Raw genomic sequence first — 21,767 nt, forward strand, 5'->3', positions numbered from 1 at the left:
ATGTCTCGTTATTGTTCTCAATGTGGAAAATCACGCAAAGCTTGTATTTGCCAATGGATTATACCGCTAATAAGCGAGGTGGAACTTATCATTCTTCAGCATGTGAGTGAAGAACATCGTTCACTTGGTACGGCACGGATTCTCAATTTGAGCCTAAACAACTGTACTTGTTTGATTGGTGAAGACTTTTCCAACAATGCGATTTTAAACAAATTGCTTGCCGATGAGTGTTATCAGCATTTTATTCTTTATCCGTCTGATCAATCTCTGTGTCTTTCAGAATTGACGAACAATGTGAGCTCCCAAGCTCAAAAAGTGCGGCTTATTTTGCTGGATGGGACATGGAGAAAAGCTTATAAGATCTGGCTGCTCTCAGCTAACTTACACAGTTTGCCAACGGTAAAGTTACCTCAAGAGCTGCGAGGTCATTACACGATCCGTAAGGCGCCATCACAGAATAGCTTATCAACGGTTGAGGCGGGTTATCATGCCCTTAGCCTGTTAGAGCCGGAAAGGGACTTTACCCCACTGTTGCATGTATTTGAGAAGATGATTGAGTTTCAAATTGCCCAGATGCCTCCGGGCGTATTTGAAAAAAACTACCTGAAAGATTGATTGATTGTTAAAGCACGATGGAAGAGAACAGTTGACGGTGCAGTTTTTGTGCATGGCCATCGGTCATCGCGGAAATATAATCAGCGATGACTCTCATCTGGTCACTTTCATTATTTACCTGGCACCAAAGATCTCTGGTGTGAATTGGCAGTAAGCGCTCAGGATCTGCCGTTAGTGCCTCAAAAATATCCATAATAATTTGTTGACCTTTGTATTCCACTATCTGGACCTGCGGGACTTGGATCACATACTGACTCACGAAGTGTTTTAGTACATCGAGTGCTTTGGCCATTGGCGGCTCTAAATACGCGTTCCAAGACAGCAATGGATTACTAAACGGCTCATCCACGACTTTGATTGAAATACTGGTTAGCAGCGCATTGACCATTCCGCCGATCGCATCTTTTCGTTCATGATGCTTACCGCTAAACAGCATTTGGCCGATGGAATGAATATGTGCTTCAAACCAAGGGTCGCCACAATCGGCCAATTGGCTCGCTGCTCCTTCTTGCCATTGTTGGCGAGTTACCATACTCAGTACGATCGCGTCTTCTAAATCATGCACACCATAGGCAATATCATCCGCCAGCTCCATGATGGAACAATCGAGTGATTTAAAACGTGTCTTACTGTGCCCAAACTCTGACTCTGGTTTAGACCGCATTTGACTAAGCAGTGCTTTGTCGTTGTTAGAAAGAGGTGCTATTACCCAATCAAACAAGTCTTTATCGCAATCGTAAATGCCTTTGGCTGGGCTCCATTCCTTAGCTTTTAGTTTGCGCTGATGCTCGGCTGGTTTAGGTAATTTGACGGAGCGAGTTTGACTAATGAAGGCTGGGTACTTAATCAAGCCAAGCAGAGTGCGGCGGGATAAGTTCATGCCAAAGTGCTCGGTATAAGGTTCTAATTTGGTGACAATACGAAATGTTTGTGCGTTGCCTTCAAAGCCACCATGCTCACGCATCATATAGTTGAGCGCGACCTCGCCGCCATGGCCATAGGGAGGGTGGCCGATATCGTGGGCTAAACACAAGGAGTCAATCAAGCTGTCCGAAGGCAATAAGTCACGGAATTCGGACTGCTTTTTCTTAAGTTGAGCAACGATACCTGTCCCTAATTGTGCCGCTTCTAGAGAGTGTGTTAAACGGCTGCGGTGGAAATCTTCTAAACTATTTCCGTGTACTTGTGTTTTAGCTTGTAAGCGTCGAAAGGCCGCCGAATGGAGGATTCGTGCTCGATCACGTTGATATGGACTGCGGTGATCGTCACGGCGGATCTTATGTTCATCGTTATGGCGTGCTAACCATTGTGGGGGTAATTCAAACGACACTTGTCTCTCCGTAGGCTAACTGATTTCGTCCAGCGACAGTTCGAAGCTAGGTGCAAAAGTATTGAGAAAGTAATCCATCTCTGGTGTTTTGCGCTCTTGTAAGGTGATTTCAAGACGTTTTTTGGCCAAGGCAAACTCGTGATTACCAGCACTTAACTCTTCTAGGCATTTAAGGTAAGCGCAGAGTGAATCTGCTTGTTTGACGATTTTAGCATCGTCCTCGTGAGCAGAATGAGAAAGCAGATAGGGCGCAAAATTATCTTGAAATTCTTCAGGTAACATAGACAGCAACTTTTGCTCTGCGGCTGCCTCTATCTTCTTATATTCTTTTGAAATTTCCGGGTTGTAGTACTTAACGGGGGTCGGTAAGTCCCCTGTAAGAACTTCACTGGAGTCATGATACATTGCGAGAATGGCTATGCGCTCCGGATTGAGAGCACCACCGAATTTTTTATTTTTGATTAAGGCGAGAGCATGAGCGACAAAAGCAACTTGTAAACTATGTTCTGAAACGTTTTCTGGTGATATAGAGCGCATCAATGGCCAGCGTTGGATCAGCTTCATTCTAGCCAGGTGGGCGAAAAAATGGCTCTCTTTCATGGTTTTCTCCGTTTCTGGTGTAAAAAAGGAACTCACTAGGAGTTCCTCTAAGCATATGAGAGTTGAACACTAATTACTACTGGCTGTAAGTCGATAAGAAGCGTTCGAAGCGCCCAATAGCGATTTCAAGATCTTCAACATGAGGTAACGTTACGATGCGAAAGTGATCTGGCTTCGGCCAGTTGAAACCTGACCCCTGTACTAACAGTACTTTTTCTTGTTTCAAGAAGTCTAATACCATTTGCTGATCATTGGTTATGTTGTACATCTTGGTATCAATTTTAGGGAATAAGTACATGGCGCCTTTCGGTTTGACACAAGAGACACCAGGAATTTGATTGATTAATTCGTAAGCACGGTTACGTTGCTCTAGCAGGCGGCCGCCAGGTAGAAGCAGCTCATTGATGCTCTGATAGCCTCCTAGCGCAGTTTGAATGGCATGCTGCATCGGTACGTTCGCACAAAGACGCATCGAGGAAAGCAATTCCAAACCATTCACATAGCCTTGGGCAAGGTGTTTGGGCCCAGTTAAAAACATCCACCCACCACGGAAACCGCAAACTCGATAAGCTTTGGATAGGCCGTTAAAGGTCATGACCAAGACATCTTCAGTTAATGTTGCCACAGAGGTATGCGTTGCACCGTCATACAGAACTTTGTCGTAGATCTCATCTGCAAAAATGATTAATTTGTGCTGACGAGCGATTTCAATCACTTCTAGTAAGAAGTCACGGCTGTATACGGCACCGGTTGGGTTATTGGGGTTGATAAGCACAATACCGCGAGTTTTCGGCGTGATTTTCTTTTTGATGTCGTCTAAATCAGGATACCAATCCGCTTGCTCATCACATAGGTAATGGACTGGTTTGCCGCCAGACAATGCCACCGAGGCTGTCCATAACGGATAGTCTGGCGCTGGGATCAGCATTTCATCGCCATTATTTAACAACGCTTGCATTGCCATAACAATAAGTTCAGACGCGCCGTTGCCCACATACACGTCCTCGACATCTAGAGATCGGATACCTTTACGCTGATAGTGTTGAACAACCGCTTTACGAGCAGAGTAAATACCTTTGGAATCACAATAGCCTTGAGACGTCGGCAGATTACGAATCACATCGACTAAAATCTCGTCAGGGGCGTCAAAACCAAAAGGGGCAGGGTTACCAATGTTTAGCTTTAGGATTTTATGCCCTTCTTCCTCCATGCGCTTAGCATGTTTGAGTACAGGACCCCTAATGTCATAGCAGACATTATCGAGTTTTGACGACATCCCGATATTTTGCATTGTACAATTCCTAAAAATTCGTTAATTTCTTTATTAAAATACAATAATTTGTTTTTTATTAGAATATATATCTTTAAATTATCGTTGTGCTGGTTGGTTTTTGCTCGCTTACTATCACAGGATTTTGCAAAAGATCGCATACGACCTTGATTTGCTTTAGGTCTAAACTTAGAGTAGCCGTCAGTTACCATTTGTCCTCACCTACTACGAGGTTGATTTGTCACAGTTCCATCAAGCCGTAAAGAGAATTATCGAGCGAGTTCAGCAAGCGGAAGGCAATCAAACACGTCTGGTCGAGCCCCTGAGCGAGAAACCTAATTTCTCATTTATCGATTGGCTTGATGCACAACCCCTTTTCCCTAAATTTTACTGGCAGTCCCGCGATACTCGTGAAGAGGTCGTTGCACTAGGGCAATTACACGCCTTTGTTGAGCCAGGCCCGGCTTACACCATTCTAGGTGAAGGGCAACGGGTCTGGGGTGGACGCTCTTTTGATGGCCAGCATGAGAAGAATCGTCGCTGTATGCCTTCTTTCTTCTTTTTGCCTCAAATTGAGTTAATTCGATTGGATCAGCAATGGTCTCTGGCCGTGAATATTTCAGAAGACAAGGCTTGTACCCTAACAGGGTTGAATAAACTCGTCTGTGAGGTTGCGACGTTATCGCCAGTTTCCTCGCATATTCGTTCTATTGTGCATACTCCAAGTAAATCTCAGTGGGACCAGTTAGTGCATAAAGTGCTGACGGGCATTGAGAATGATGATTTTAAAAAGGTGGTATTGGCGCGTCGTTCCACGGTGCAACTTGACAATACTTTGAGTGCGGCGCAACTGCTTAAAGCAAGCTATTTGAATAACCATCATAGCTTCCACTTTATGTTAAGCCTAGACAGCAAGCACAGTTTTATGGGCTCAACGCCCGAGCGTTTATATTCTCGGATAGGGCATGAACTTCACACGGAAGCGTTGGCAGGCACGATCGGCCGAGGTGACAACGCCACTCAAGATATGCAGTTGGCGAATTGGTTATCCCAAGATCAAAAGAACCTCAACGAAAACCAATATGTGGTTGATGACATTATCGAACGCTTGTCACCTCACTCCGAAACTATTGAAGTAGAGACGGAGCCAAGGCTAGTTAGGCTACGAAAAGTGCAGCATCTTAAACGAAATATCCACGCCAACCTAAAGGCGGGGGTCAACGGTGTTCAGTTACTGTCGGCGCTTCAGCCGACGGCGGCGGTTGCTGGCTTACCTCGACAAGAATCCATGCAGTTTATTCTTGATAATGAGCCCTTTGCGCGCGGCTGGTATGCGGGGTCAATGGGTTACATCAGCCATGAACGAGCAGAGTTTTGTGTCGCGATCAGAAGCGCGCTTGTGCTCGGTGACCAAGTACAACTGTTTGCGGGGGCTGGTATTGTGCCAGGATCCGTTGCTGAACATGAGTGGGCAGAACTTGATAAGAAAATGTCGACGTTGCTTACGCTGATTTCTGATCATCCGCCGTTGGGAGTCGCATCATGAATCATGACCAAGCGGTGCTCAATCGAATTTGGTCAGCAACCCTATTGATTGAGCTTCAGCGATTTGGCGTTAAGCATGTTTGTATCGCCCCGGGTTCGCGTTCTACCCCTCTCACTCTTGAGGCCGCAGACCAGCCGAACTTTTCCATCCATACTCATTTTGATGAGCGTGGTCTCGGCTTTATGGCTCTTGGCTTAGCGAAAGCCACTCAGGAGCCGGTGGCAATTATCGTTACCTCTGGTACGGCAGTGGCGAACTTATTACCAGCCGTTGCGGAGGCTAGGCTTACTGGTGAAAAGCTGGTGCTGCTCACTGCGGACCGTCCGGTGGAGCTCGTTGGCTGTGGCGCAAACCAAGCGATTAACCAGTTGGGTATTTTTTCGCATCATGTTTCGGCCAGCTTGAATTTACCAAGCCCAGCTTTAACAACATCGCTTAATTGGTTGCTGACCTCTGTTGACGAAGTGATGTTTACTCAGCAACTGCAAGGCAGTGCTGTTCATATTAACTGTGCATTTCCAGAGCCTTTGTATTCCAACGGCGCAAAAGCGGATTATCAAACTTACTTAGACTCGGTAGCCGGATGGCGAAAAGGAAGTGGTACTTATACCCAGCGTTTTAGCCACTTGTCACAGGCGCACATCCCGTCTTGTGCGGATAAAAAAGGCTTGGTTGTGATTGGCAGCTTACCGCTTGAACAAGCGAAGTCGGCGCAGGCATTTGCACAAAAGATGGGATGGCCGATACTGGCAGACCCGCAAAGTGGTCTCCGTTCGGATTGGGCGCATTACGATGTATGGCTTCAACTTCCCGAGTTCGTAAACGAGTTTGAGTCTTGTGAACTTATTATCCAATTTGGTAGCCGAATCATCTCCAAGCGTTTGAACCAGTGGATTGATAAACAAGTTTCGCAAAATCAACAAAGTAAAGACGTTCAGTACTGGTATATCTCGCCGCGTATGGACCGTAATAACCAAAATCATCTGGCGCAAATGCACTGGGTTGAGCCTCCTCAAGCTTGGGTTTCTCGCGTTAGTTTTGAGAAGTCAATATTCGCTGGTTGGGCTGATCGGTTAGCGAATGAAGTCAAGCGAGTTCATCAACGTATCGAAGAAGCCTTCCTATCTTATTCTGTTTCTACCATTGACGAAATTGCGTTGGCAGCAGACATCAATGAGCGCACTAAAAACGCTGATGTCTTTTTGGGTAACAGTTTGTTTGTTCGACTTGTCGATATGTACGGCAAACTTGATGATGTAGAAGTGTTCACTAATCGAGGCGCGTCAGGAATTGACGGTTTGTTTGCTACCGCATCAGGCGTGCAACGAGCAAAAGGTAATCCGTTACTGATGTATATCGGTGACACATCAGCATTGTATGATCTCAATTCACTGGCGCTGTTTTCTCACAATAAACTGCCGACGGTGCTTGTGGTCACAAACAATGATGGTGGCGCAATTTTCGATATGTTACCGGTGCCTCAGGAGCATCGCACTGCGTACTACCAAATGCCCCACGGTTATCAGTTTGAACATGCAGCCAAACAGTTTGGTTTAAAGTATGAGAAGCCAACTACGTTAGAAATGTATCAAGCAATGGTTGCCGAGCATCTGTCGGGCGACCAAGGCACACTGCTGGTGGAAGTCCAAACCCCACCAAGCCAAGCCGCAGAGTTGATAAAGGCATTTAATAAGAGCCTGCATGCTTCACTCTGAGCGTTTCTCTCCAACTGAAAAACACCAAAGTGGTGATCTTCCCACTCTGGTGTTTTTGCATGGCTTGTTAGGAAATGGTGCTGATTGGAAAGCTTGTTTGGATGGGCTGACTCAGTTTGAACGAGTCGTTATAGACCTTCCTGGTCATGGTCGCAGTCAGTTTACAAAGTGCAACGATCTCGATGACTGCTGCAAACTTCTTAATTCCACATTATCTTTATTATTTCTCTCACAACAACCACTTATTTTGATAGGTTATTCAATGGGTGGCCGTATTGCGATGCATGGTATTGCCAATCAATGCTTCCCAGATCTCAATATTGTGGGCGCAATTGTTGAAGGGGGAAACTTCGGGCTTCAAACTGAGTCAGAGAAACAGGTGAGATTGGAGAATGATGCTCGCTGGGCAGAGCGTTTCAAAACTGAACCACTTGAACGTGTTTTGAACGATTGGTATCAGCAAGCGGTGTTTTCTTCACTAAACCATGAGCAAAGACAAACATTAATTGCGAAGCGAAGTGATAATCTTGGCTCGGCGGTCGCGGGCATGCTGATGGCAACATCGTTAGCCAAGCAGGCGTATTTGTTGCCCACACTGAAAAAGCAGAACATACCGATGTATTACTTGTGTGGTGCGAAAGACCAAAAACTTAGCCAACTGGCACAACGTAGCGGGTTGGCGTATCGACAAGTTGAAGGCGCAGGGCATAACGTCCATCAAGAGCAGCCTCAACAATTTGCGATGCATATTAAGCAAATAATTCAATCTCACTTTGGTGAGAGTAACGAGAACAATGGGAATCACCATGGCTAAAACAGTAGGCATTTCTGAAGAAGAACTTTACGCTCCGGTTCAATGGAAAGATTGCGGCGAGAAATACGAGGATATTCACTACCATAAATCTGAAGATGGTATCGCGAAAATTACCATTGCACGCCCTCAAGTGCGTAATGCATTCCGCCCTCAAACCGTAAAAGAGATGATTGATGCGTTGGCAGATGCGCGTTATGACTCTGGTGTTGGCGTGATCATTCTGACAGGTCTAGGTGAAGACGCATTCTGTTCTGGCGGCGACCAGAAGATCCGTGGTGACTACGGCGGCTATAAAGACGACCAAGGTACACACCACTTAAACGTATTGGACTTCCAACGCGATATTCGAACTTGTCCAAAACCTGTGATCGCATCAGTTGCCGGCTGGGCGGTTGGCGGCGGTCATGTCTTGCACATGATGTGTGACCTAACCATTGCAGCGGACAACGCACAGTTTGGTCAAACGGGCCCTAAAGTGGGTTCATTTGATGGTGGTTGGGGCGCGTCTTACATGGCTCGTATCGTAGGCCAGAAGAAAGCACGTGAAATCTGGTTCCTATGTCGTTTCTACAATGCTCAAGAAGCGGTAGACATGGGCTTGGTCAACACGGTTGTACCACTATCGGATCTAGAGAAAGAAACCGTGCGTTGGTGTCGTGAAGTTCTGCAACACAGCCCAATGGCACTACGCTGTTTGAAAGCGGCATTGAATGCAGACTGTGATGGTCAAGCGGGGCTACAAGAACTTGCAGGCAACGCAACAATGATGTTCTACATGACCGATGAAGGCCAAGAAGGTCGTAATGCTTTTAACGAGAAACGTCGTCCAGATTTCGATAAGTTCCCTCGTAACCCATAATCCGTATAAAAAGAGGAGTGTTTTAGCTCCTCTGTTCCATTTTTTCTGAGCGCCTCGCCCTCTGGGAGGCTGATGAAGTTCCTTGTCAGAACGCTCAAAATATACGGCATTACATAGGACTCGAATTATGCGTGAAGCGAAAATTTATCGTTATAGCTTGCCCATGGATAGTGGTGTCATCCTGCGAGATAATAAGCTAACTGAACGTGTTGGTTATGTTGTTGCGCTTTCAGAAGGTGACAAAATCGGACTTGGAGAAGTCGCTCCTCTTCCTGGTTTTAGTTTAGAGAGCCCCGAAGATGCTGGTATTCAGCTACAAGAACAAGCGGAGCGTTGGGTTGCAGGGTTGGATGTGGATTACGCCAACATGTATCCATCGGTCGCGTTTGGTTTATCGATGGCACAGTTAGAGTTAGCTGGTGGTTTACCCCAACAAGGTAAGTATCAAACAGCGCCACTATGCACTGGCGACCCAGACGAGCTCATTCCAAAGCTGAACGAAATGGAAGGTGAGAAAGTCGCGAAAGTGAAAGTCGGGCTTTATGAGCCAATTCGTGACGGCATGCTTGTGAATCTGTTCCTTGAATCGATTCCTCAATTAACGCTTCGACTTGATGCGAACCGCGCTTGGACACCAGAAAAAGCGCAGCAGTTTGCGAAATACATTACCCCGTCGTTGCGTCAGCGGATTACTTTCTTGGAAGAGCCGTGTCGTTCGCCCGGGGATAGCCTTTCTTTTGCGATTAACGCTGGCATTGCGATTGCTTGGGATGAAACGCTGCAAGATGCGGTTCGCCGTGAAGATTTCTGTCTAGAGGATCTGACCGGTGTGAAAACGATCATTATTAAGCCGACACTCATTGGGTCGGTGGATTTCTGTATTACACTGATAGATAAGGCTAAGTCATTGGGGATTAAAGCGGTCATCAGTTCGAGTATTGAGTCCAGTTTAGGTCTCACTCAACTGGCGCGATTGGCTCAATGGCAATTACCTGATGAAGTTCCCGGTTTGGATACTGTTGGTTTGTTCACAGTACAGCTAGAACAGGGTTGGCCAAAATGTGAACTTCCTATTGTTCCTCTAACCCAACAGGAGATCGTGTGGCATTCAGCATAGACAATATTGCGATGGCGCCATGGAACCATTGGGCTCACACGAGCCCTTTTTCTATTGCACTTGAAACATCGTCAGAAACGTTAAATTGGCAACAGCTCGCGTTACGGATTCATCAATATACGCACTACTTGAACCTACAAGGTGTGACTCGTGGTGATGTGGTGACCTTAGTCGGTAAAAACCAAACGGAGACTTTGCTACTTTATCTCGCCTCTCAGCAGCTTGGTGCGATTTCTGCCTTAACCATGCTCCAACCGATAGGCTCATTACAAAATAAACTCACTACGCTCTATAAGCCTGAACAAACGCGATTCATTTGGTTTGCCAAGGACTGTGCTTCGACGTTTACACCTCATGAACTGGAATCCTTGAATGCGACTGTGCTTAGCACATCAGAAGTGCTGAATTTAAACAGCGATCTAATACTTGAAGATGGGTATCATCATGATCGGCTCGCTTCTGTGGTTTTCACCTCGGGCTCGACTGGTTTCCCCAAAGCCGTGGTGCACACGCATCGACAACACTTTGCTTCAGCAGAAGGCTTGCTGAGTGAGTTTACTTTCACTCAACAAGACACTTGGCTGCTGTCGCTTCCTCTCTATCATGTTTCTGGTTTGGCGATTGTTTACCGTTGGTTATTTGCGGGTGCAACATTGAAAGTAGGCGACGGGGAATTAGCAGAAGATATCCAAGGTGTTTCTCATGCTTCGCTCGTTGCAGCGCAGCTTAAACGTCTGTTAGGTAACAAGATAGACTTGTCTTTAACTCATGTGTTACTGGGCGGCAGTCACGTCGATCACGAGCTGGCACTACGCGCCACAGAAAAGGGGGTTGAGGCATGGTTGGGTTACGGCATGACAGAAGCGGCCTCCACCGTAACGGCAAAGAAAGTTGATGATGTGATTAGTGCCGGGCACTTATTAAAAAACCGTAAGGTCAAGCTGGTGGATCAGCGTATTTTGGTCGGTGGGAAAACGCTCGCGGCAGGGTATTTCTATCAAGGTCAAGTTACCCTGTTGTTGGATGAACAAGGCTGGTTTGATAGTAAAGATTTAGGAGAATGGCAGGGGGATGAATTAAAGATCATCGGTCGTGCCGACAACCAGTTTATTTCTGGCGGTGAGAATATACATTGTGAAGAGGTTGAGGCCGCGCTCAACCAAATGGATAGCATTGTTCAAAGCATAGTGATACCTGTTGAGGATGCTGATTTTGGTCATCGTCCGGTTGCTGTGATTCAATCAGACGGTTTGCTCACCAAGGCTGAATATGAACAGCATCTACAGGCGAGATTAGAAAAATTCAAATGGCCGATTGAGTATCATTTAATGCCACAAGACTTATTGGAAGGTGGAATTAAAGTCTCTCGTAAAGCGGTGAAAAAATGGTTGTTGTCCTTGACGTAGTATTAGTCAATTTCGCTATGTGTTAGTCGGAAAGAGAATTTCGTATCCTTATAACCCTGAATCATAATTGTGCCTCAAGACAGACAGGAAAGAGGCATAAGGTTCAGGATGGTCAAAATGACATTAGTGGTAGCGGTTGTGCTGCAAATCTGCATTGCTGTCAGCAGCGAAGGGCTGACTCGTTCCTTGGCTGAACTGACGGCTTTTTTGATTGCGTTCGCACTGATGTTTGTACTGAAGAATAACAAACTTAATCAGATATGATCGCAGCACAACTAACCGAAGACAATTACCTAAAAACTAACCAGCTTAGTGAGGTGGTTGAAATTAATACCCATAAGCTCACGCCAAATAATAATGGCTTCGCTCCCGCGCTTCTCAACGTCGAAGTCGAAATACTGCAGCCAATCAAAAATAAGCACACCACCAGTGCTTGTTTTGCAACGGTGAATATACCGTGGTACACCCCCTCAAACTGTGGGAATAAATCACTGAAAGCGATAGCTGCACAGTACCAGAAAATAAAGTAAGGGATCACTAGCTTACGCGATCCACTGTCGTCATTTCCCCGTGAAAAAATAACAGCACTGAGTAATGCCACAGGAATGATCCATAGCGCTCGTGCCAGTTTTAATGTGGTAGCAGTGGTAAGTGCTTGCTCACCGTAGGCCGATGCCGCTCCAACGACAGAAGAGGTGTCATGTATGGCAATTGCCGCCCATGTGCCAAATGTGTGCTGATCTAGCTCTAAAGCATGACCTATTAGCGGAAAAATAAATAGCGCCAGAGAGTTCAACACAAATACAGTCGCCAGTGCCAACCCTATTTGCTCATCTTTTGCTCTAATTGCAGGCGCGACGGCCGCAATCGCGCTACCACCACAGATGGCTGTACCTGAAGAGATTAAGTAAGCCGTTGTACGCTCTAACTTTATTACTTTGGCGATAACCGAGCCGATAGCTAACGTACCAACTATGGTGGCAATAATTAGACCGATACCGTCCGATGTGACGGTAAGTGCTTGTTCGAAATTGATCCCAAAGCCTAAACCAATAATAGAGTAGGAAAGTAATTTCTTAGTGAAAGAGGCGATAGGAAGCTGGGACGGCACAAAGCCAAAACTGGTGAGTAAAAAACCGAGAACCAGAGCAATAGGAGAGGATACAAAAGGACTTAAGCAAAAGAGTAACGCGAATCCAAACAGGAGGTATTTTTTATTCAAGGCTTACTATTCGTTGTTGTGAGTAAACCGAGAGTATATCTCATCGTTCATGGTCAATTTGTATTAATGACTTGAACGCACGTTCAGCTATTCTAAACGTGCGTTCATTCTCTTTACCATCAACGCCAATCGCCACGGAGTTGATGAACTTTATTAAACATGACGTTGGCCGTAGCCTCACTCGGTGGTATTGGTTCGCCAGCTTCAATTTCCAATTTAGACCAAAATCGGGTTGGTAAACCTCGGCAAGCTCGTCCCTTCGCTCGGCTGAAATAGCTACCCCATAAGCCTTTCAACGCCATAGGAATCACGGGAACAGGGCTGCGACGAAGAATGATATTGATACCACGCATAAATTCATTCATTTCGCCGTCAGACGTCAATTTTCCTTCTGGGAAAATACAGACGAGATGGCCTTCGTTTAATGCAGTTTCTACATCACTAAATGCACGTCTGATAGAGCTTCGGCTATTCGCTGAAATAGGAATCACTCCCGTTCGACGTAAAAAGCGTCTTAACGGTGGCAGGTTGGCATAATCTTCTTCCATGACAAAGCGAATTAATCGTGGGCACACCGCACTTAGCAGTAAAGCATCCATATAGCTAACATGATTACATACGATCAATGCGCCGCCTTGCTCTGGCAAATGATGTAGATTTTTGTGCTTCACTCGATAAATGCTGTGAGTGAGCATCCAAACCACAAAGCGCACGACGAAGACTGGGATTTGCAAAAAGAGGTAAGCAGCGACTAAAAAGTTCAGGATGGCCAACAAAGCGAACAGCTGTGGAATGGACATTTTAAGCACACTTAGGCACACAATACCTAATAGCGCACTCCCTACCATCAACAGAGAGTTGAAAATATTAAGCCCAGCGATAACTTGCGCACGTTCTGTTTCTTTTGCTCGGAATTGCATTAAGGCGTAAAGCGGTACGATAAATAGTCCACCTGAAGCGCCGATCATTAATAGATAGAAAAAGAGCGGCCTAAAAGGCTCATAACTAAAGAAGTCAACGAATGTATTAAACTGAGGTAATTCGCTTGGGATTGATGTGGCCATTAAATAACCGAATATCGTAATCCCGAGCGAGCCAATAGGCACAATACCTATCTCGATCCGATGGTTAGAGATCCAGTTGCAAACTAGCGACCCTAGGGCTATCCCAATAGAAAATAATGCGAGTAAGAAAGAAACCGCGCTCTCTGTGCCATTCAGATACACCTTGGTGAAGTTTGGGAACTGAGTCAGGTACGCTGCGCCTAAAAACCAAAACCAGCTGATCGCCATAATACATTGGAATACAATCCGATCAGACTTGGCGATAGACAAGGTGTGCTTAGTTTGTTGATACGGTTGCCAATGGAACTTAAGCTCGGGAGCACTTGCGGCGGCAAAGGGGATAGAACGGCTCGACAAGTAACCCAACACCGCAAATATAACCACGCAAAGCGCAGCAAGGTACTTAGCATTGTCGGCAGATGCAATGAGGCCTGCTCCTAGTGTGCCAATCAGGATGGCGATAAAAGTGCCCGCTTCAACTAGGGCATTGCCCGGTACCAACTCTTTGGCGTTTAATTTTTGTGGTAAGAGCGCGTACTTGACAGGGCCAAAGAATGCAGACTGAGTGCCCATTAAAAACAGTAGCAGCAACAACACGCCGTAACTTTCAGTAATAAAGCCGATAGCCCCCAAGATCATAATGGCGATTTCAAATAGCTTTACCTTACGAATAAACCATGACTTCTCGTATTTGTCGGCTAAAACGCCTGCTGACGCAGAAAATAAGAAGAATGGCAGGATGAACAAGCCAGCGGCTAAGTTGATGAACAGGTTACTTGAAATTGGCAACGCGCTAGAACCCGCAAAAGCAACAAACAGCAATAAAACGTTTTTGAAAATGTTGTCGTTGAAAGCGCCAAAAAATTGAGTAATAAAATAGGGCAAGAACTTTCGTTGCGTCAGCAAGAACGACGGTCTGTCGGATGACATGAATAACCCTTTATTACCAGTTAGTGAGATAGTTAGACAGCAAGTTACCGATCAATTCTTTGCCATCAACAGGCTCGCTAGAGAAAAACTTATCATCAACACTGAGCAAGGTAATACCATGCACGCCAGACCATAATACGCGGCTTGCTTTCACAACTTCAGATTCTGTTCGATGGGGTGCAATTTCAGCCAGTAATGACTCAAGCATGCCAGTCATACCATCAATCCGTTTCGCATGCCAGTCAGGGAGTGGTGCGCCGTTCATATTGTGTTCGAAAACAAGTTGCCAGCGGTAAGGGTGCTTTTGAGCAAAATCATGGTAGCAGTATGCGAGTTCAAATAGAGCTTGGTGGGCATCTTTGCTGTTATTTGTGGCTTTTTGAGCCTCTTGCGCTAATTCATCTAAAGTTTGGGCGACAACATGCAGCAGTAATATGTTGTAATTACCAAAAATGTTAACAAGTGTACTCGGCACATAGCCAATCATGTTAGCGATTTTACGCAGGCTCAGCTCGTGGTAAGAGTGCTCATCTAAAAAGTTTTTGACTGTGGTCAGCGTCAAATTTATTAACTCTTCTCTAGTGTGATCGTTTCTGCGTGCCATACTCTCAAACTGGTTTATTGAACATTGTTCAATATGATAGTCAGCTACTTATTAACCGTCAATAACGCAATCAAGTGCAAGCCAACAGACTTGGCAATATTCTGATACATGTCAGCTTCTTTAGGCTATTTTCATCAACTGACATACAGAGTATGATAACCTCACTATCATCTTTGGCGTGCTACTGTTTGAAACCATAATTGTTTCGTATTGATAGGGCACCACCTTAGATATGTTAACTTTAAGGATAACGATGAAACGTTTATTTTCTATTGTTGCTCTATTAATGTTTACTGTCGCTGTAACACCTATCGCAGAAGCGAAAAGGTTTGGTGGTGGTAAGTCTTTTGGTAAGAGTTACAAAACTGCCCCTGCGCCTAAACAACAGCAACAAAACACTAATACGATCGGTAAAGAGAAGACGGCAAAATCTTCAAGCAAAAAAGGCTTGATGGGTGGTCTCCTTGGTGGTCTTTTAGCTGGTGGACTGCTTGCTGCTTTCTTTGGTGGTGCTTTTGAAGGTATCCAGTTTATGGATATCCTAATTATTGGTTTGATTGCCTTCTTCATCTTTAAGTTGATGCGCGGCATGTTAGGTGCAAAGCAAGGCAGCATGAACCAGCATCGTCATCAACCAGCATTTGGTGGTAACACGTCTAAGTTTGAGCAACCTAATATGCAAAACTTTGAACAGCAGCCAAACTCAAATACAAGTGGTTTTACTGGTTTTGGGTCTCAAAGTGATGTACCACACAATTACCCACCAGGTTTTGACCAAGCCGCTTTTGTTAATGGTGCTCGTGAGCACTACCGAATCTTACAAGGCGCCTGGAACCACAATCAGCTAGAAACCATTGAAGAGTATGTCTCTCCAAGCTTGTTGGATGATCTTAAAGCAGAACGAGCGAAGCTAGAAGGTGAGCAGCACACGGATGTCATGTATGTTGATGCTGAAATTGTACGTGCAGATTATGACGCGAATAAAGCACAATTAAGTTTGCAGTTCAGTGGTCGTTACCGTGACGCCGTTGAAGGCGTCGAAGAGAGTATCGAAGATATTTGGCACCTAGAGCGTGATCTTACTGTACCTAACGCGCCTTGGTTGATTGTTGGTATTCAAGGCTAGTCACCTTTAAACCAATTTAGTCTTAAAAAAATCCCGCACCCCCTGCGGGATTTTTTGTATCTGATGTATAGCGATGGACTTTTATCTTTCCGTCAATCGCTTGATAGTCCAATTAAGAAAGCGAGAGGCATCGTTCTAAACTAACATACAGTTCAGGATTACTGCGTATTACTACATACAATTCATTAGAAGTCGCCTAAATCAGCATCGCATCTTGGGTGATCTAATCATACGTTGACGTTCACCAGCCCTGAAACGAAAAAATCCAGCTCAATGAGCTGGATTTTTTATATGGTGGAGGGAGACGGATTCGAACCATCGAAGGCAGTGCCGGCAGATTTACAGTCTGCTCCCTTTGGCCACTCGGGAACCCCTCCAGGGTGTTTTATACTTGAATAGTGTTTTCCCAACACAACTTTCCAAGTTGTTTCTCATGATGCAATCACAAGAAGAAATATGGTGGAGGGGGACGGATTCGAACCATCGAAGGCAGTGCCGGCAGATTTACAGTCTGCTCCCTTTGGCCACTCGGGAACCCCTCCAGGGTGTTTTATACTTGAATAGTGTTTTCCCAACACAACTTTCCAAGTTGTTTCTCATGATGCAATCACAAGAAGAAATATGGTGGAGGGGGACGGATTCGAACCATCGAAGGCAGTGCCGGCAGATTTACAGTCTGCTCCCTTTGGCCACTCGGGAACCCCTCCAGGGTGTTTTATACTTGAACAGTGTTTTCCCAACACAACTTTCCAAGTTGTTTCTCATGATGCAATCACAAGAAGAAATATGGTGGAGGGGGACGGATTCGAACCATCGAAGGCAGTGCCGGCAGATTTACAGTCTGCTCCCTTTGGCCACTCGGGAACCCCTCCAGGGTGTTTTATACTTGAATAGTGTTTTCCCAACACAACTTTCCAAGTTGTTTCTCATGATGCAATCACAAGAAGAAATATGGTGGAGGGGGACGGATTCGAACCATCGAAGGCAGTGCCGGCAGATTTACAGTCTGCTCCCTTTGGCCACTCGGGAACCCCTCCAGGGTATTTTTATACTTAGTAAGATGTTTTCCCAACTCATCTCCCAAGTGCGGAGCGAATCATAGCAAACTCGCTCAGGCTGTAAAGCGTTTTTCTGGCGTTTTTACGTTGAATGCTGTCTTTTTGGGCAAGGGTGGTAGAAATTCAGCGTTTTGTATGTACTTTAAACAAAACAAAAATACTCTTTTACTTGAATTTACACTACTTGACGTTAGACAACGTATCTATTGGTAAACTGTGAGTAGTTTAATGACATCAGTTTATTCTTTTAGAAGCCAATATCATGAGCATGAAAGCCACTTTATCCTTATCTGTTTTATCGTTTTTTATATTAATGAACTCTCCTGCAGCGTTGGCTGCGATGCGAGGGCCATCAGCGGTCACCGTTGTGACTGAGCAAGTAGAAACACATAACATCAACCAGTCATTGTCGCTTATCGGAAAATTAGAGGCGGCAGAATCTGTGATTGTCGCGTCTGAAGTCGCTGGAAAAGTAAATCAGATCGCCGTAAAAGCGAATCAAAACGTGCAACAGGGACAATTATTAATCCAATTGGACGATGATAAGGCCCAAGCTGCTTTAATCGAAGCGAAAGCATACCTTAAAGATGAACAACGCAAGCTAAAAGAATTCCAGCGTTTGGTACAGCGAAATGCGATAACTCAAACGGAAATCGACGCGCAAAAAGCCAGCGTAGAAATCGCGCAGGCACGCCTTGATGCAGCCAAAGCGAACCTAGCCGATCTTCATATTACAGCCCCTTTCTCGGGGACGGTGGGCTTTATTGATTTTAGCCGCGGAAAAATGGTGAGTGCTGGGACTGAACTTCTGACACTCGATGCCCTTTCCGTGATGCAGTTAGACTTACAAATACCAGAGCGATATTTATCAATGCTTTCTGTTGGCATGGAAGTCGTCGCCAAAACAAGTGCATGGGATAACAAAACGTTTACAGGCAAAGTCACGGGGATTGACACTCGGATCAGTGCTGAAACTCTCAACTTGCGTGTTCGTATTGAGTTTGATAACCCTGAAAATCGTTTAAAACCGGGCATGTTAATGAATGCCTCATTGGCTTTCCCGGCTATTGAAGCGCCGATTATTCCTGTCCAAGCGTTAGAATATTCAGGTACTAAACGCTATGTATATGTCATTGATAGCAACAATAAAGCAGCACGGCAAGAGGTTGCTCTTGGTGCTCGTGTTGACAACGAAGTTGTTATTGAATCGGGTGTCGAAGTTGGCGATAAGATTGTTGTTCAAGGCATCGTTAATATGCGTGATGGTGTAGAGGTAAAAGAAATTGTCGTCCCTTCCAAAGCGAAATCAGCCAATCCCACCAACCTTAACCAAGCATCGGCTAAGGATGAAAACTAATGTTACTTTCTGACGTTTCGGTCAAACGCCCAGTCGCAGCGTTGGTGTTGAGCATGCTGTTGTGTGTATTTGGTTTTGTTTCGTTCACCAAGCTTGCGGTACGTGAGATGCCAGATATTGAAAGTCCGGTAGTCTCTATCAGTACCCGTTACGAAGGGGCGTCGGCCACCATCATCGAAAGCCAAATCACCTCCGTATTGGAAGATCAGCTTTCAGGTATCAGTGGCATAGATGAAATCAGTTCTACAACACGCAACAGCAGTTCGCGTATCACGATTACTTTTGAGTTGGGGTATGATCTCAATACCGGGGTAAGCGATGTTCGCGATGCTGTTGCTCGAGCCCAACGTTCATTACCTGATGAAGCGGACGATCCGATAGTTTACAAAAATAACGGGTCAGGTCAGGCTTCGCTATACATTAATCTTAGCTCAGCAGAAATGGATCGAACTCAGCTGACGGAGTATGCGGAACGTGTGTTAATGGACCGCTTCAGCTTGATCTCTGGGGTGAGTTCTATTGATCTGTCTGGTGGTTTGTACAAAGTTATGTACGTTGAGCTTAAGCCTGAATTGATGGCTGGCCGTGCAGTGACCGCTTCGGATATTACGTCCGCCCTTCGCAGCGAAAACCTAGAAAGTCCTGGCGGTGAAGTTCGCAATGACTCGACGGTAATGTCGGTTCGAACTGCTCGTAGTTATAATACGCCAGAAGACTTTCAGTATCTTGTGGTTAAGCGCGCGAGCGATAATACGCCCATTTATTTGAAAGATGTGGCGGATGTGTTTATCGGTGCGGAGAACGAAAACTCGACCTTTAAAAGTGATGGTGTTGTGAATGTTAGTTTGGGGGTGGTCCCTCAGTCTGATGCTAATCCGCTTGAAGTGGCAAAGCTGGTGCGTACCGAAGTGGATCGTATTCAGAAGTTTTTACCAGATGGAACCCGTCTGGCTATCGATTACGATGCCACGGTGTTTATAGAGCGGTCGATAGAAGAAGTATACAACACACTATTTATTACAGGTGGCTTGGTTATCTTGGTGTTATACATCTTTATCGGCCAAGCGCGGGCAACATTGATACCAGCTGTTACGGTTCCGGTTTCACTGATTTCCTCTTTCATTGCCGCTTACTATTTTGGTTTTTCGATCAACTTGATCACTTTGATGGCGCTGATCCTTTCCATCGGTTTAGTCGTGGATGATGCCATCGTTGTGGTAGAAAATATTTTCCATCATATCGAACGTGGTGAGTCCCCTTTGCTTGCCGCATATAAAGGCACACGTGAAGTCGGTTTTGCAGTTATTGCAACGACGTTAGTGTTGGTCATGGTGTTCCTGCCAATCTCCTTTATGGATGGTATGGTTGGCTTGCTCTTTACTGAATTTTCGGTATTGCTAGCAATGTCGGTGATCTTTTCTTCTTTGATTGCTCTGACGCTAACTCCTGTACTAGGGAGCCAGATCCTTAAAGCTAATATAAAGCCAAACCGATTTAATCAAGTTGTTGATCGCCTATTCAGCAGGTTGGAGAACGGTTACCGAGCCGCGTTGAAAGGCGCACTGAAAGTTCGTTGGGCAGCCCCTCTTGTGATACTGGCTTGCATGGGCGGAAGTTACTTCCTAATGAATCAGGTGCCAGCGCAACTCACCCCACAGGAAGATCGCGGGGTAATTTTTGCCTTTGTGCGTGGTGCTGATGCGACATCCTACAACCGTATGTCAGCAAACATGGATATTGTTGAAGACAGACTCATGCCACTCTTAGGCCAAGGTTATTTGAAGTCTTTCAGTATTCAAACGCCAGCGTTTGGTGGGCAGGCAGGCGACCAAACAGGTTTTGTGATCATGATTCTTGACGATTGGAATGAACGTGATGTAACGGCTCAACAAGCTTTAAGTAAGGTTCGAGGTGCGTTAGCAGGCATGCCTGACGTGAGAGTCTTTCCGTTTATGCCAGGATTTAAAGGTGGTTCGAGTGAGCCCGTTCAGTTTGTTCTGGGTGGCTCTGATTATGGTGAGTTGTTGGTTTGGGCGGATATGCTCAAGAATAAGGCAGAAGAGTCACCCATGATGGAAGGGACAGAAATTGATTACTCAGAGAAAACGCCAGAGCTATTGGTCACGGTAAATAGACAGCGCGCCGCAGAACTTGGCGTCAGTGTAAAGGACATCTCTGATACGTTGGAAATCATGCTCGGTGGTAAAAGTGAAACTACGTATGTTGAGCGTGGTGAAGAGTACGATGTGTACCTGCGTGGTGACGAAAGCAGCTTCAATAATGCGGCGGATTTGAGCCAAATTTATTTGCGCACCACCAATGGCGGGCTTGTAACATTAGACACAGTGACCAAGATAGAAGAAGTCGCGGCTTCCATTCGTCTCTCTCACTACAATAAGCAGAAATCGATTACAATTTCCGCCAATTTGTCAGAAGGGTATACCTTGGGTGAAGCATTGAACTACCTCGATCAACAAGCGATAGACAATCTACCGAGTGATATCTCGGTGAGCTACTCTGGCGAGTCGAAAGACTTTAAAGAGAACCAAGCCAGTGTTGCTATTGTGTTTGCCTTAGCGTTACTGGTTGCTTACTTAGTTTTGGCGGCTCAGTTTGAAAGTTTCGTCAATCCTTTGGTGGTGATGTTTACTGTTCCAATGGGGGTGTTTGGTGGATTTTTAGGTTTAGTCGTCATGGGCCTAGGGATGAATATTTACAGCCAAATTGGCATGATCATGTTGATTGGTATGGTGACGAAGAACGGTATTTTGATCGTAGAGTTTGCCAACCAATTACGTGACCGCGGCGCTGAGTTTGAAAAAGCGATCATTGATGCAGCTGCACGTCGTTTACGTCCGATCCTGATGACGGCGTTTACCACACTTGCTGGTGCGATCCCGTTGATACTGTCGACAGGGGCGGGGTATGAGAGTCGTATTGCCGTCGGTACGGTTATCTTTTTCGGGATGGGATTTGCAACGTTAGTCACCTTATTCGTCATCCCAGCGATGTACCGTTTGATATCTGCGAAAACACAATCGCCTGGCCATGTCGAAGCAGAACTGAAGAAAGCACTCCGTCACGATACCAAAGGACGAACCGTTCACCCGTAGCAGAAAACGTAACAGTGACTG

At 45.6% G+C, this 21,767-nt stretch carries 17 protein-coding genes and 5 tRNA genes; 11 read left to right on the plus strand and 11 right to left on the minus strand.

Translation table 11 applies throughout. The features are described from left to right. Entirely contained in the window at window positions 1–615 is a 615-nt protein-coding gene (locus AC3D28_RS02105) for a tRNA-uridine aminocarboxypropyltransferase (protein ID WP_488535378.1), read from the plus strand. 7 nt (window positions 616–622) lie between these two features. Here the strand turns inward: AC3D28_RS02105 and AC3D28_RS02110 are convergent, their stop codons facing one another. The 3 genes from AC3D28_RS02110 to AC3D28_RS02120 all read right to left on the minus strand — a co-directional run bounded on the left by AC3D28_RS02110 (window position 623) and on the right by AC3D28_RS02120 (window position 3,836). After that, entirely contained in the window at window positions 623–1,945 is a 1,323-nt protein-coding gene (locus AC3D28_RS02110) for an anti-phage deoxyguanosine triphosphatase (protein WP_488535379.1), read from the minus strand. A 15-nt stretch (window positions 1,946–1,960) separates the two neighbouring features. Beyond that, entirely contained in the window at window positions 1,961–2,545 is a 585-nt protein-coding gene (gene yfbR, locus AC3D28_RS02115) for a 5'-deoxynucleotidase (RefSeq protein WP_488535380.1), read from the minus strand. A 76-nt stretch (window positions 2,546–2,621) separates the two neighbouring features. Then, window positions 2,622–3,836 (minus strand): pyridoxal phosphate-dependent aminotransferase, encoded by a 1,215-nt coding sequence (locus tag AC3D28_RS02120; RefSeq protein WP_098416088.1) that lies wholly within the window; start codon window positions 3,834–3,836, stop codon window positions 2,622–2,624. Between the two features lie 217 nt (window positions 3,837–4,053). Here AC3D28_RS02120 and AC3D28_RS02125 point away from each other — a divergent pair, with 217 nt between their 5' ends. From AC3D28_RS02125 to AC3D28_RS02155, 7 genes are all read left to right on the plus strand, one after another. Beyond that, window positions 4,054–5,361: an isochorismate synthase gene (locus tag AC3D28_RS02125; protein WP_488535381.1), complete on the plus strand. Its 1,308-nt coding sequence runs from the start codon at window positions 4,054–4,056 to the stop codon at window positions 5,359–5,361. Then, the gene (gene menD / locus AC3D28_RS02130; protein WP_488535382.1) at window positions 5,358–7,076 is read left to right on the plus strand and encodes a 2-succinyl-5-enolpyruvyl-6-hydroxy-3-cyclohexene-1-carboxylic-acid synthase; all 1,719 of its coding nucleotides are present in this window, start codon (window positions 5,358–5,360) and stop codon (window positions 7,074–7,076) included. Before AC3D28_RS02125 ends, menD begins: the two co-directional genes overlap by 4 nt. After that, entirely contained in the window at window positions 7,063–7,890 is an 828-nt protein-coding gene (gene menH, locus AC3D28_RS02135; RefSeq protein ID WP_488535383.1) for a 2-succinyl-6-hydroxy-2,4-cyclohexadiene-1-carboxylate synthase, read from the plus strand. The genes menD and menH overlap by 14 nt, the downstream gene beginning before the upstream one ends. After that, a complete protein-coding gene (menB, locus tag AC3D28_RS02140; protein ID WP_488535384.1) occupies window positions 7,883–8,749 on the plus strand; it encodes a 1,4-dihydroxy-2-naphthoyl-CoA synthase in 867 nt (288 codons plus the stop codon). Before menH ends, menB begins: the two co-directional genes overlap by 8 nt. 127 nt (window positions 8,750–8,876) lie before the next feature. Next, window positions 8,877–9,866 carry an o-succinylbenzoate synthase gene (gene menC / locus AC3D28_RS02145; protein WP_488535385.1) on the plus strand — a complete coding sequence of 330 codons (990 nt, stop codon included), beginning with the start codon at window positions 8,877–8,879 and terminating at the stop codon, window positions 9,864–9,866. Next, a complete protein-coding gene (gene menE / locus AC3D28_RS02150; protein ID WP_488535386.1) occupies window positions 9,851–11,272 on the plus strand; it encodes an o-succinylbenzoate--CoA ligase in 1,422 nt (473 codons plus the stop codon). The genes menC and menE overlap by 16 nt, the downstream gene beginning before the upstream one ends. A 117-nt stretch (window positions 11,273–11,389) precedes the next feature. Further along, a complete protein-coding gene (locus tag AC3D28_RS02155; protein WP_488536102.1) occupies window positions 11,390–11,536 on the plus strand; it encodes a hypothetical protein in 147 nt (48 codons plus the stop codon). A 25-nt stretch (window positions 11,537–11,561) separates the two neighbouring features. On the opposite strand, the gene AC3D28_RS02160 is transcribed toward AC3D28_RS02155, so the two are convergent. The 3 genes from AC3D28_RS02160 to AC3D28_RS02170 form a co-directional block, all read right to left on the minus strand. Continuing rightward, window positions 11,562–12,494 carry a YeiH family protein gene (locus AC3D28_RS02160; RefSeq protein WP_488535387.1) on the minus strand — a complete coding sequence of 311 codons (933 nt, stop codon included), beginning with the start codon at window positions 12,492–12,494 and terminating at the stop codon, window positions 11,562–11,564. Between the two features lie 119 nt (window positions 12,495–12,613). Beyond that, window positions 12,614–14,488 (minus strand): MFS transporter, encoded by a 1,875-nt coding sequence (locus AC3D28_RS02165; protein WP_488535388.1) that lies wholly within the window; start codon window positions 14,486–14,488, stop codon window positions 12,614–12,616. Window positions 14,489–14,501: 13 nt separating this feature from the next. Continuing rightward, window positions 14,502–15,092 (minus strand): TetR/AcrR family transcriptional regulator, encoded by a 591-nt coding sequence (locus tag AC3D28_RS02170; protein WP_488535389.1) that lies wholly within the window; start codon window positions 15,090–15,092, stop codon window positions 14,502–14,504. A 253-nt stretch (window positions 15,093–15,345) separates the two neighbouring features. On the opposite strand from AC3D28_RS02170, the gene AC3D28_RS02175 reads away from it, so the two are divergent. Continuing rightward, a complete protein-coding gene (locus AC3D28_RS02175) occupies window positions 15,346–16,218 on the plus strand; it encodes a Tim44 domain-containing protein (protein WP_488535390.1) in 873 nt (290 codons plus the stop codon). A gap of 292 nt (window positions 16,219–16,510) precedes the next feature. On the opposite strand, the gene AC3D28_RS02180 is transcribed toward AC3D28_RS02175, so the two are convergent. The 5 genes from AC3D28_RS02180 to AC3D28_RS02200 all read right to left on the minus strand — a co-directional run bounded on the left by AC3D28_RS02180 (window position 16,511) and on the right by AC3D28_RS02200 (window position 17,255). After that, window positions 16,511–16,595 (minus strand) — tRNA-Tyr (locus tag AC3D28_RS02180). An 80-nt stretch (window positions 16,596–16,675) separates the two neighbouring features. Next, a tRNA-Tyr gene (locus AC3D28_RS02185) sits at window positions 16,676–16,760 on the minus strand. 80 nt (window positions 16,761–16,840) lie between these two features. Beyond that, a tRNA-Tyr gene (locus AC3D28_RS02190) sits at window positions 16,841–16,925 on the minus strand. A gap of 80 nt (window positions 16,926–17,005) precedes the next feature. Next, window positions 17,006–17,090 (minus strand) — tRNA-Tyr (locus AC3D28_RS02195). Window positions 17,091–17,170: 80 nt separating this feature from the next. After that, window positions 17,171–17,255: transfer RNA gene (locus AC3D28_RS02200), tRNA-Tyr, on the minus strand. Window positions 17,256–17,538: 283 nt separating this feature from the next. Between AC3D28_RS02200 and AC3D28_RS02205 the strand changes: the two genes are divergently transcribed. Together AC3D28_RS02205 and vmeF are read left to right on the plus strand one after the other, a co-directional pair. Then, window positions 17,539–18,633 carry an efflux RND transporter periplasmic adaptor subunit gene (locus tag AC3D28_RS02205; protein WP_098416077.1) on the plus strand — a complete coding sequence of 365 codons (1,095 nt, stop codon included), beginning with the start codon at window positions 17,539–17,541 and terminating at the stop codon, window positions 18,631–18,633. After that, window positions 18,633–21,746, plus strand: coding sequence for a multidrug efflux RND transporter permease subunit VmeF (gene vmeF / locus AC3D28_RS02210; RefSeq protein WP_488535391.1), 3,114 nt, complete (start codon window positions 18,633–18,635; stop codon window positions 21,744–21,746). Before AC3D28_RS02205 ends, vmeF begins: the two co-directional genes overlap by 1 nt. The last annotated feature ends 21 nt before the right edge of the window (window positions 21,747–21,767 follow it).

The organism is Vibrio sp. TAP-3B (genome assembly GCF_057784735.1).

Bases quoted from the DNA above. Each gene is read 5' to 3' on its own strand.
- AC3D28_RS02170 (WP_488535389.1), bottom strand. From the start codon at position 15,092: ATGGCACGCAGAAACGATCACACTAGAGAAGAGTTAATAAATTTGACG.
- AC3D28_RS02105 (WP_488535378.1), top strand. From the start codon at position 1: ATGTCTCGTTATTGTTCTCAATGTGGAAAATCACGCAAAGCTTGTATT.
- AC3D28_RS02165 (WP_488535388.1), bottom strand. From the start codon at position 14,488: ATGTCATCCGACAGACCGTCGTTCTTGCTGACGCAACGAAAGTTCTTG.
- yfbR (WP_488535380.1), bottom strand. From the start codon at position 2,545: ATGAAAGAGAGCCATTTTTTCGCCCACCTGGCTAGAATGAAGCTGATC.
- menH (WP_488535383.1), top strand. From the start codon at position 7,063: ATGCTTCACTCTGAGCGTTTCTCTCCAACTGAAAAACACCAAAGTGGT.
- AC3D28_RS02120 (WP_098416088.1), bottom strand. From the start codon at position 3,836: ATGCAAAATATCGGGATGTCGTCAAAACTCGATAATGTCTGCTATGAC.
- menB (WP_488535384.1), top strand. From the start codon at position 7,883: ATGGCTAAAACAGTAGGCATTTCTGAAGAAGAACTTTACGCTCCGGTT.
- AC3D28_RS02175 (WP_488535390.1), top strand. From the start codon at position 15,346: ATGAAACGTTTATTTTCTATTGTTGCTCTATTAATGTTTACTGTCGCT.
- AC3D28_RS02155 (WP_488536102.1), top strand. From the start codon at position 11,390: ATGACATTAGTGGTAGCGGTTGTGCTGCAAATCTGCATTGCTGTCAGC.
- vmeF (WP_488535391.1), top strand. From the start codon at position 18,633: ATGTTACTTTCTGACGTTTCGGTCAAACGCCCAGTCGCAGCGTTGGTG.
- menC (WP_488535385.1), top strand. From the start codon at position 8,877: ATGCGTGAAGCGAAAATTTATCGTTATAGCTTGCCCATGGATAGTGGT.
- menD (WP_488535382.1), top strand. From the start codon at position 5,358: ATGAATCATGACCAAGCGGTGCTCAATCGAATTTGGTCAGCAACCCTA.
- AC3D28_RS02205 (WP_098416077.1), top strand. From the start codon at position 17,539: ATGAGCATGAAAGCCACTTTATCCTTATCTGTTTTATCGTTTTTTATA.